The sequence below is a fragment of the Arthrobacter tecti genome (assembly GCF_054511355.1).
The window spans coordinates 1-10,377 of record NZ_JBTNCT010000020.1 but is presented as its reverse complement, the minus strand read 5'-3'; the positions used below and the strand labels follow the sequence as shown (position 1 = coordinate 10,377).

Below are 10,377 nucleotides of genomic sequence, written 5' to 3'. Positions count from 1 at the left end.
AACACCCGTTCACGTGACGACACCTCACGTCACAATCGGGTCAGGACCTTGACAAGAATTCACGCGTCGAGCTTGGCACAGGCTTCGTCGTAGCGGTCCAGCGCGATCTGTGCGAGTACCGCGTCCGGAAGGAGCGGTGCCGTCACTAGGCTCGCACCCGCCTTCGCGAGCTGGTCATGGAAGTAGCCCGGCGCCAGGAGGTAGGAGGCGATTGCGGGCGCGGCGCCGTCGTCGTCGTGCAGTTGCTGAACCGCCTTGGGCACCGAGGGCCTGGCGCTCGCCCCGTAACCCGCGAGGACCTGGCCCGTGCGTAGTTCGGCGAGCTGTTCCAGAAGCTTGCCCACGTCTTCGGCCGCGGAAGGATCCGACGAGCCAGCAGCGGCCAGTACGACGGCGGCACCCGCCTCCACGCCCGCTTCTTCCAGGCGCTGCTGAAGCATCTTCGCCAGCCGCGGGTCCGGTCCGAGAGGCGCTGAGGCAACGGTTCCGGGGCGGCCGGCAACGGCCTGGGCGATGTCCACTTTCACGTGATAACCCACGGACAGAAGCAGCGGTACGATGACCGCTGGGCCGTCCGGAAGGGCAGCCACCACGTCCGGAAGGTCAGGCTGCTGGACGTCAACGTAGGCTTCGCGGATGTCCAACTCCGGCCTCAGGAACCGCATCTCATCGCGCATGCGATTGACGGCTGCCTGTCCCTCCACGCTGCTGGTGCCATGGGAGCAGGCAACCAGGACTGGATGCTCGAAACTCTGCATGCTGGCAATTGAAGCACCCGCTAGGCCACAATTGACAGTTGTGTCCCGCACCCCCGAACGAAAGATCCCATGAACGCCGCGCTGATCCTCGACCTGTTCGGCGTCTTCTTCTTCGCGGTGTCCGGGTCACTGCTGGCTGCACGCAAAGGCTTTGATCTCGTGGGGTCGCTGCTGTTGGCCTCGCTGGTTTCCCTGGGTGGCGGCGTGGCACGGGACGTAATCATCGGCGTCGTGCCCGTGGCCTTCTCCAATCCGCTCTACCTGGCGCCGCCACTCCTGGCCACGTCGCTGGTGTACTTCTTGTTCTCCCGGCTTGAGAAGGTCAGCAAACTCCTGGTCCTGTTCGACGCCGGTGGGCTGGCTCTCTTCTGCATCGTCGGTGCGCTGAAAGCTGTTGATGCCGGCCTGAACCCTGTGGCGGCGGTACTGCTCGGCGTGACGACCGCTGTCGGGGGCGGCCTCCTGCGCGACGTCGTTGCGAATGAGGTTCCACAACTGTTCAATCCGGGCGACATCTATGCCCTTCCCGCATTCCTCGGCGCCGCCCTGACCGTGGTCCTTGCGAAGCTGGACTGGTTCAACGTGCTGACCGGCGTGGCCGTCGCGGGCCTGGTATTCCTGCTGCGCGTCCTGGCGTGGCGTGCCGGCTGGCAGGCACCGCTGGCCACACGGGTGCCACGGCAATTCAGGCCCCCGCGGGAGGGATAGGATTGCAGTATCCCCCTACCTTCACCTGGAGCCACTGTGACCGAGCTGTTCCTGGATAAATTCCGCGCCCTCGTGCCCACCTACTTCGACGAGCCCTGGGTCGCTGAAGACGGGCTTTCCGAAAACGAACTGGCGGAACTACGTCAGGACCAGGACTTCCCGCTTCCGCTGGCCCTGCTCGAGTTCTACCTCGCCGTCGGTGCAGCCGAGGACATCATGGAAGCCTTCCACTACGTCTGGGACCCGGACGAGCTTGAGATCGAGGACGGCTATCTCCTCTTCATGGAAGACGTGGACGAGAAGTTCGTGTGGGGCATCCGCGCTGACCAGCTGAACGTCCCCGATCCCATCGTGTGGCGCCGAAACAATGCGCGCGCCTCCTGGAAGAACGAGGAAGGCACCTTCAGCGAGTTCATGCTGGATATGTTCGAGTGGGTGTTTGTTGACGACGATGAGGCGGAATGAACTGGGTCCGCCACGCCCCCGAGGGGTACGAGTGCCCGTTCTGCGATCTCGCCTCCGGTGAGTTCGCGTTCGCGTCCAACCTCTGCGAACCCGGCGACCTGATCTACTCCGATGAACTTGTCCTGGCGTTCATCGCCTCCCACGGGTTTGAACCCCACCCCGGCCACGTCCTGGTGACGCCGCGGGCGCACTACGAACTGCTGTATGAACTGCCCGACGACGTCGCCGGCCGCATCATGACCGTCAGCCGCGACATGGCGATCGCCATCAAGCGCGCCTGGAACCCGGACGGCGTTTCAACCCGTCAGCACAACGAGCCGGCAGGCAGCCAGCACGTGTGGCACTACCACCAGCACATACTTCCCCGGTGGCACAAGGACGGCTTCTACTTCACGCCGAAGCGTCCGATCGTGGATCCGGCGGTGCGGGCGCGGAAAGCAGCGGAGCTTCGGGCTGCACTGGATTCCTGAGTTCTACCTCGGGCTCCGGCCACGTTCCCAATGTGCGGATGAGGTCGGCGAAGGCCCGCTCAGCTGACGTTTCTGCCCGGCTGGATTTTCGTACCAGTGAAACCTGTCGGACCGGTGGCGCGGGTGAGACGTCGATGCACTCCAGCACGCCGGCTTGAAGTTCGGTGGCAACGGCATGGCGGGACATGAGTGCAACTCCGAGACCTGCCCGGACGGATTCCGTGAGGGTATTCGGACCCCAGATGTCCCATTGCTCCACCCCGCGGAGTTCCCACGAGGAGAGAATCTCTTCCTGAAGGTGCCTTGTGGCGGAACCCACCTCCCGCATCAGGAAGCGCTGATGAATCAGTTCCTGCGGGCTTACCGAGCGCCCCGCGAACTCGGAGTCGGCAGTGGTGACAAGAACGAAAGGATCGCCGAATACGGGAGTTACGCTCAACTGCTCCGCCTGCGGCTCACCGCCACAGACGGCCAGCCCCACCTCTTCCTTCAGCAGCCAGGCAACAACTGCCTCTTCGTTGCCCACCCGCAGTTCCGTCCGGACTCCCGGTGCAATGCGTCCGAACCGGGCGACAATCTGGGGCAGAAGATACGTTCCGATGGTGGTGGTCCCGGCGACCACAATCTTGCCGCTCAGGAGATTCTCGACGCCGGCAACGTCCTCCTCGATCTTGCCCAGCAGCTGGAAGATCTGGCGGGCGTACCCGACAACTACCTCACCGGCCGGCGTGGGAGTGGCACCTGAGGTTGCCCGGTTGATGAGGTTTACGCCAAGCGATGCTTCGAGGCTCCGAACGTGGTTCGATACCGAGGGTTGACTCATGTACAGCTTCTTGGCCGCCGCGGAGAAACTTCCGCTCTCCACCACCTCGAGCAGTACTCCGAGCCGCTGCACACTCAATTCCATTACCCCATTGTGGCAGTTGACGCAGGTTACCCGGCCACTTCGTGCGAATCAGAAGTATGGGGCCACCGGCATGGCCGGTGGCCCCTCATGCTAGTAGCGGATGCAGGCCGAACGTAGGTCGGTGTAGAAGTTCCACACCTCGGGTGAACATTCAGGTGCTCCCAGCTGGGAGGCCTTCGCCCCCATGTGCGGCAGGTGCGAGTAGGCACCGACGCCGGGCCTGTTCACGTGGAGCATACCGGCGTCGAACCTGTTGATTGCCTCAAACATGCGCGACGGGTTCTGCGTGAAGATCGTTCCGGACATGCCGTACTTTACTGAGTTCGAGATCCGCATTGCGTCGTCGAAGCCGTCGCAGTCAATCACCGACAGCACTGGGCCGAAGACTTCTTCCTGGCCGATCGTGCTGTTCCAGCCCACGTTGTCCAGCACCGTGGGGTTCACGAAGTAGCCGTCCGGATGGTCTTCGGGTGCACCGCCGCCGCAGAGAACTGTGGCCCCTTCCTTCACCGCTCCTTCGATCGCGTTCAGGCACGCCCGCTGGCTGGTCTCGCTGATAACCGGTCCGATGTCGGACCATTCCGCGGTCCCGGGGCCAATCTTCATCGCGGCGACCCGGGGCACAAGCTTCTCCAGGAGCTGCTGCTTCACGGCCACGTCGACAATCACGCGGCTGGTGGCGCTGCAGCGCTGGCCGCTTTGCCCGAAGGCGCCGTGAACAATGGCATCGACGGCCGCGTCAAGGTCAGCATCGTCCAGAACGATCAGTGCGTTCTTCCCGCCCAGCTCGAGCTGCGTTCTCATGAGGCGTCCCGCGCCCGCCCGGTTGATCGCCTGACCCACGGGAAGCGACCCGGTGAACGAGATTCCTGCTACGCGTTCGTCGTTAACCAGCTGCTCACCGGCCTCGCGGTCGCCCTGGATGAGGTTGAGTACACCGGCAGGCGTTCCAGCGTCCGCGAACGCCTCCACCAACAGCGCCGAAACCAGGGGTGTAAGCGGCGATGGCTTCAGCACCGCCGTGCATCCTGCGATCAACGCAGGCGCGACCTTCCACACCGGGATCGCGAGTGGGAAGTTCCATGGCGTGATCAGACCGACGACGCCGATGGGCCGGCGGAACGTCATCGCGATGGTATTCGGTTCCTCGGCCGGTGTGGTGATGCCGTTCAGGCGGCGCGCTTCGCCGATAGTGAAGTCGAGGATGGTCAGGGAACGCTTTACTTCGCCCGCAGCCTCGGAAAGCCGCTTCCCCTGCTCCCTGGTGATCGCCTGGGCAAAGGCGTCGCTTCGCTGGGCGATGAGAGCGGCTGCTGACCTGACAATCTCCCCGCGATTGATCGGTCCGAGGGCTTCCCACTCCTTGAAAGCTGCCGCGGCGGCATCGATGGCGAGAGTGGTGTCCTTTTCCCCGGACTCGGTGAACTCCCCGATGACGTCGTTGACGTCGGCGGGGTTGAGGTTCTTGCGGGTCTCCCCGGCTGCGCCGGGGCTCCAGCTCCCGTTTACGTAGTTCTGCAGGTGATGCGATTGGATGTCTAGCACGAGGAACCTCTCGGTGATTGCGTTGCTGAGGGTGGTGACCGGTGTCGCCGCGCGCCAACAGCGGCGACACCGGGGGTTCTAGGGCATGGTTATTGCGATACGGGGAGCCGTCCCGAGGTTTGCTTCTGCGATTGCTTCGTTGATGTCCTTGAGCTCGAACCGCGTTGGAACCAGGTCAGCGAACAGGTTCCTCGTTGGTACCCGGGTAAGGAAGTCGATCGCCTCGACCAGGTCGTCGAGCTTGTAGTTGTGGCTACCGATGACGGTGCTGAGGTTCTTGACGAATCCGCTCGGTTCGAAGCTGACTTCCGGTGCCGGCGAAACGGAGCCCACCAGGGCAACCCGGCCGTCAATGCCGACGAGGCCCAGAGCCGACTGCACTGCGCGGCTGTTGCCGGAAAGCTCGAAGACGATATCAGCGCCGATGCCCCCGGAAACCTCATCAACCGTGCGGGCGAGATCTTCCGGTGTGCAGACGGCGTCCGCACCGAACTGCCGCGCCAAAGCACCCCTGGCCTCATTGACGTCGCAGGCGATGACTTTCGCCGCACCCTTGTCCTTCGCGTAGGCGACAGCCGTCAGGCCGAGCATTCCGCAGCCAAGCACCACCACGACGTCGTCGGTCCGCAGCCCTGCACGCCGCGCCGCGGCGACGACGGTCGCAGTGGCGCAGTTCGCTGGAGTCGAAAGTTCGTCCGGCAGCCCGTCGGGAAGAACAACCACGCCGGTGCCGGCCAACAGGTGGCAGTGTGTGGCGAACCCTCCGTTGAGCTGCCAGTGGCCGTCCATCTTCTCGTGCCCGTACTTCTGCACGGAAGCACACTTCTGTGGAACGCCGCGGGTGCAGTTGCGACACTCCCCGCAAGAGGTTCCGATGGTCCAGGTGATGCGCTGGCCCACCTCCAGCGGGTAGCCCGACGAGGTCAGCACAGGACCACCGGTTTCCACCACGCTGCCGATCGCCTCATGACCCAGGATGGTCGGCAGCGGAGTTGGCCGGTGGCCGGCAATAGTGTGGAGGTCACTACCGCACACAGTTGCCGATTCAATCTTCACGAGAACCTCGCCGGGTGCGAGTTCCGGAAGATCGACCTCCGCAATGGAAAAGCCGGAATCGGTTCCGCTCCAGACCGCCGCCGTTGCTGTACCTACGGCTGTGGACTTGCTCATCTGTTCAACACTCATCTTTTAGTCACTGCCACTTTCAAAGTTGTTACCGGCGGATAGTCGTAGCTGCCGTAGCGCTGAGCACGCATGCGACGGCCACGATCGGGAAGATCACGCTGGTTTCACCGGTTGACTCCATGATTCCACCGATGATCGGCTCTCCGAGTCCTGCAAACAGGTAGGAGAAGAAGTTCACCACTCCGGTTGCGGTACCCGCCATCTTTTTCCCCATGATGTCCGGGCAAAGCGCCCAGAACGAGGCCGCAGGTCCGTAGACAAGGAATCCTGCGATGAAGAGGACCACGATACCCATCAGAGCACCCATGGGTACGAGGTACATGACCATGACGGCAACGGCACCCAGAAGCATGAAGATGATAATCGGCTTATCACGCCGCGAACCGAACAACCGGTCGGAGAGCTGGCCGTTCGTGAAGGCTCCAACGGCCATGCCCACAGGGAGTGCCAGTGAGATCCAGATGGGGTCGATCACGGAGCTTCCGGATTTGAAATCGCCGCCGAGGAAGTAAACAGGAACCCAGATGAGCAGTCCATACCGTGCGGTGTTCTGGAAGCCGATCGAGATGCCGGTCGACCAGATCTTCGGCGTCTTCAGTACGGCCTTATAGCGCTGCCACGACGTACCCGACTCTGATTCACTGCCATCGAGCTGGCCGGAAGTGTGTTCTTCATCCTCGGTGAACTTGCGGGGAGGTTTGACTCCGTAGTCCGCAGGCGTATCCCGGGCGGCAAGGTAGAAGGTGATGCCGCCGACGAGCATCAGGATGACGGGAATCCGGAAGATCCAGCGCCAGTCCAGCTCAAACACTTCCACCACGAGGATGGACGTGACGAAGGCCAGAACCGAAGCGCACCCTGCGGCGAGGGTATAGAAGCCGAAGCTTTTGCCCCTCTCGTGGGGTGCCCACCAGTTGGAGATGACCCGGCCGCCAGGTGCCCACCCCATCGCTTGCGCGAAGTTATTCGCGCCCCAAGCAGCGCCGAGGGAGAACGCGCCGCCGGCGAAGCTGGTGGCCCAGTTCAGGATGGTGGAGAGGATCGCGCCGCCGGTCATCATGCGTCGGCCGCCAAATTTGTCGGCCAGGTTGCCGTTGACGAGTTGCCCAACGGCATAGGACCACAGCGCAATACCGCTGATCAGACCGAGGGTCGTCTTCGTGAGTCCGAGTTCCTCTTCGATGCCTGGTATCGCGAACCCGAAGGTCTGCCTGCCCGTATAGAAGAACAGATAACAGAACATTGCCGCGAGCAGGATTCTCCATTGAAGCTTCCGGAATCGGCCTTCAGATACTTGCTCTAGATTTGTGTTTTTGCTTGAAATCCCTTGGTTTGTCGCCATTGACTCAACCATTCCCTTGAATTTTGGATTGTCTGGTGCGGTGATCCCGAGCTGTTCACCCGCGGTGGGCGGGTGAACAGCTCAGCTGGTGCTGTTGGTGCGCGTGGTCTAGACGGTGACGGTTTGTGTCTCGACTGCAGCGCTGGCGACGTGGGTGGTGGCCACCCAGTAGGCGTCATAGTTGTGCAGTGCTGCCTCGTCACCGGAGTAGGAGACGGACTCCGTACCTTCGGGGACCGGCAGTGTGCGGTTGATGATGAACGGGATCCGCAGTTCGCCGAGGCCGCCATGCGAACGCAACGGTACTTCGAGGTTGCCGAGGTCGTGCCAGGCACGGTAGCGGCCAAGCGCAGCGTTCTTGTCCGAAACTGCAACAAGATCGCCGATCCGGTCCTTGGGCAGCCGGAACTGTTCAACGGCAGCGTCCGCAGCGTAAACCTTCTCCACGCCGTCGATCGATTCCACGTGGCGGATCACGGCCTCAACGTCTGCACCCTCAGGGAGGTACACGCTCGCGAAAGCGCCCAAAGCCCCGTGATGGACGGTGTAGGGGTCCGTGATCGGCAGAATTACCCGTACGTCTTCGCTGTCGTCGGCGACTCCGAGGAAGGACTTGACCTCTTCCTCGAGGTAGATCACGCGGGGGGTTCCGTCGTCGTGATGCTTGGCGCTCATGCCGTGGTCAGCAGTGATGACAACCACTGCACCCTCTTCATCCAGCTTCTGGGCGTAGGAGTCGATCATGGCGTAGAAGCTGTTGGCGGTTTCCGTGCCCGGCGCATTCTTGTGCTGGATGTAGTCCGTGAGCGACAGGTACATGAAGTCCGGCCGGCTGTCCTTGAGGATCTTCACTCCCGCGGCCAGGGCAAACTCGCTCAGGTCAGCTGAGTAGACGCTGGGAAGCGGAAGGCCCACGAAGTCGAGAGCATTCTCGATTCCGTTTTCCTCCACGGTTGCCTGATCGGCTTTCTCTGCCGAGAAGCAGATACCCCGGTTCTGAGGCTCGACGTACCCGCCGCTGCCGTCGACTGCGAGCCCTGCATGTACGATGCCCGCACCGAGCAGCCGGCGCAGCTTGTCCTTCGCGGTGACGATCGCAACGCTGTGTCCCGCTTCGGCCGCGGCCGCGAAGAAGGTAGGCGCCCGGAGGAGCTTGGCGTCGTTCATGAGGACTTCCTCGCCCGTCTCGCGGTCGTAGAAGTAGTTCCCGCTGATACCGTGCACCGCCGGAGGCTGCCCGGTTGCGATGGACATATTATTCGGGTTCGTCAGTGCCGGCATGGCGCAGTGTGCCGGCCAGGAGGACCCGCCCCCGGCGAGAATGCCTTTCAACCAGGGCATCTGTCCGGCCGCGATGGCGGCTTCGTGATACTCAGGTTCGCTGCCGTCGATACAGATGACGACGACGGGCGCGGAACCAACGGCATAGCTGCGGCCGTTGACTTCGAATTCTGTGGAGCTCATGAGTTTCCTGTCCTTGTCGGTAGGGGCGGTGGTGTGCCTAAAGTCCTGGCAAACCTTCTTCCTTCCATGATTAGTCCGGAATGCCCATCCGAGAACACACTTTCGGGCTATGAGGGCTATCAAGGATTGGTATGTGCCCCTCACCTCGGATAAACCAGATGCCCGGCTCCTGATACGGAGCCGGGCATCTGGTGACTACTGCGCTGAAACCAGCGTTTCTGCTGGGATCTCCGGCGAGCCGATCGCCCAGTAGCCGTTAGCTACCCGACCGGACCGGTTACTCCCGACGCCGATGATGTCCCGATGTGTTAGACGTCGCGGCTCACCACAGCTTGCGCGAAGCTCGCCAGCGCCTGCTTGACAGTGGTGTCCGGAAGCGGGTCCAACGCGGCGACGGCGTCGTCGGCCCACTGTTGCGCGACCGCCCAGGCCTCCTGGGTTGCCGGGTGCCCTCGAAGGGCAGAGACCGCCTCTGCCAGTGCCTCATCCGAGGTGAGGTCGCCGTCCACCAGGGCGAGCACCCGCACTGCGGATTCGTCGCCGGAAGCAACCGCCTGCCGCAGTAGCAGCACGGGGAGTGTGGGGACGCCTTCCCGCAGATCTGTACCGGGTGATTTGCCGGACTTCACCTTCAGCCCGGTGACATCAATAACGTCGTCGGCCAGTTGGAAAGCCACGCCTACCTTCTCGCCGTACGAGACCATGACGTCGACAGCTGACGCCGGCGCATCCGCGAAGATCGCGCCAAGCTGACCCGAGGCTGCGACCAGCGAACCGGTCTTGTCAGCGATGACAGAAAGGTAGTGCGCTACCGGGTCCTCGCCATCCTGCGGCCCGACGGTTTCATGCAGCTGCCCAAGGCACAACCGCTCGAAAGTACGGGCCTGAATCCCGAGGGCGCGGCTTCCCAGTTCGGAGACCAGGATGGATGCCCGCGCGAAGATCAGGTCTCCCGTCAGGATCGCAACGGAGTTTCCCCATACCTCGTGAGCGGTCGGCGCGCCGCGGCGGTAGGGTGCGGAGTCCATGACGTCGTCGTGATAAAGGGTTGCGAGGTGGGTCAGTTCGACGACGACGGCGGCAACCACCACCTCCGGCCTCGTCGCGTTCCCGAGGTGGGATGCAAGGATGGTCAACAGCGGCCGGATTCGTTTGCCGCCGGCTTCGACGAGGTGGCGGGACGTTGCGTCGGCGAGCGGGTCGGAGTTGGCGATCGCCTCACGCAGCTGCTTCTCGACCTTCGCCAGGCACGTTGACACTGCCGGACCGAGCTGGGGATCCTCCGCGATGAGCGCAAATCCGGCAGGCAGGCGCAGACCTGTGGCGATGACGCCGGTGGAGGTGTCCATCTCGTCGACGATCGGACGCGGATGGCCGGCGCTGGTCCAGCTGCTGTGGGAGGAATCCGTCATGGTGCTAAGCCTATCGGCAGGGCCCCTACTTGAGCGCCAGCGAAAGTTGGGGGGCCGGTAGGCGCTATCGGCAGGGCCCCTACTTGAGCGCCAGCGAAAGTTGGGGGGCCGGTAGGCGCTA

The 10,377-nt window shown here is 63.0% G+C and carries 10 protein-coding genes; 3 read left to right on the top strand and 7 right to left on the bottom strand.

Annotated elements, in window-relative coordinates; genetic code table 11:
* Positions 1 to 59 precede the first annotated feature (59 nt).
* Complete coding sequence (locus ACX80C_RS16625) at positions 60 to 758, bottom strand: sirohydrochlorin chelatase (RefSeq protein ID WP_459327574.1); 699 nt, start codon at positions 756 to 758, stop codon at positions 60 to 62.
* A gap of 69 nt (positions 759 to 827) precedes the next feature.
* Here ACX80C_RS16625 and ACX80C_RS16620 point away from each other — a divergent pair, with 69 nt between their 5' ends.
* From ACX80C_RS16620 to ACX80C_RS16610, 3 genes are read left to right on the top strand one after another with little or no spacing between them, the layout of a single operon-like run.
* On the top strand, positions 828 to 1,466 hold the full coding sequence (locus tag ACX80C_RS16620; protein WP_459327573.1) for a trimeric intracellular cation channel family protein: 639 nt from the start codon (positions 828 to 830) through the stop codon (positions 1,464 to 1,466).
* Between the two features lie 36 nt (positions 1,467 to 1,502).
* The gene (locus tag ACX80C_RS16615) at positions 1,503 to 1,931 is read left to right on the top strand and encodes a hypothetical protein (RefSeq protein ID WP_459327572.1); all 429 of its coding nucleotides are present in this window, start codon (positions 1,503 to 1,505) and stop codon (positions 1,929 to 1,931) included.
* Positions 1,928 to 2,401: an HIT family protein gene (locus ACX80C_RS16610; RefSeq protein WP_459327571.1), complete on the top strand. Its 474-nt coding sequence runs from the start codon at positions 1,928 to 1,930 to the stop codon at positions 2,399 to 2,401. Before ACX80C_RS16615 ends, ACX80C_RS16610 begins: the two co-directional genes overlap by 4 nt.
* On the opposite strand, the gene ACX80C_RS16605 is transcribed toward ACX80C_RS16610, so the two are convergent.
* The 6 genes from ACX80C_RS16605 to ACX80C_RS16580 all read right to left on the bottom strand — a co-directional run bounded on the left by ACX80C_RS16605 (position 2,322) and on the right by ACX80C_RS16580 (position 10,256).
* Positions 2,322 to 3,308, bottom strand: a complete 987-nt coding sequence (locus tag ACX80C_RS16605) for a LysR substrate-binding domain-containing protein (RefSeq protein WP_459327570.1) — start codon at positions 3,306 to 3,308, stop codon at positions 2,322 to 2,324. The two genes, ACX80C_RS16610 and ACX80C_RS16605, sit on opposite strands and share 80 nt — an antisense overlap.
* A gap of 90 nt (positions 3,309 to 3,398) precedes the next feature.
* Entirely contained in the window at positions 3,399 to 4,853 is a 1,455-nt protein-coding gene (locus ACX80C_RS16600) for an aldehyde dehydrogenase family protein (protein ID WP_459327569.1), read from the bottom strand.
* Between the two features lie 78 nt (positions 4,854 to 4,931).
* Entirely contained in the window at positions 4,932 to 6,023 is a 1,092-nt protein-coding gene (locus ACX80C_RS16595; RefSeq protein WP_459327568.1) for a zinc-binding dehydrogenase, read from the bottom strand.
* Between the two features lie 43 nt (positions 6,024 to 6,066).
* Positions 6,067 to 7,281 carry an MFS transporter gene (locus tag ACX80C_RS16590; RefSeq protein ID WP_459327567.1) on the bottom strand — a complete coding sequence of 405 codons (1,215 nt, stop codon included), beginning with the start codon at positions 7,279 to 7,281 and terminating at the stop codon, positions 6,067 to 6,069.
* Positions 7,282 to 7,488: 207 nt separating this feature from the next.
* Positions 7,489 to 8,844, bottom strand: coding sequence for a phosphonoacetate hydrolase (gene phnA / locus ACX80C_RS16585; RefSeq protein WP_459327566.1), 1,356 nt, complete (start codon positions 8,842 to 8,844; stop codon positions 7,489 to 7,491).
* 308 nt (positions 8,845 to 9,152) lie between these two features.
* Positions 9,153 to 10,256, bottom strand: coding sequence for a polyprenyl synthetase family protein (locus tag ACX80C_RS16580; RefSeq protein ID WP_459327565.1), 1,104 nt, complete (start codon positions 10,254 to 10,256; stop codon positions 9,153 to 9,155).
* Positions 10,257 to 10,377: the final 121 nt, after the last annotated feature.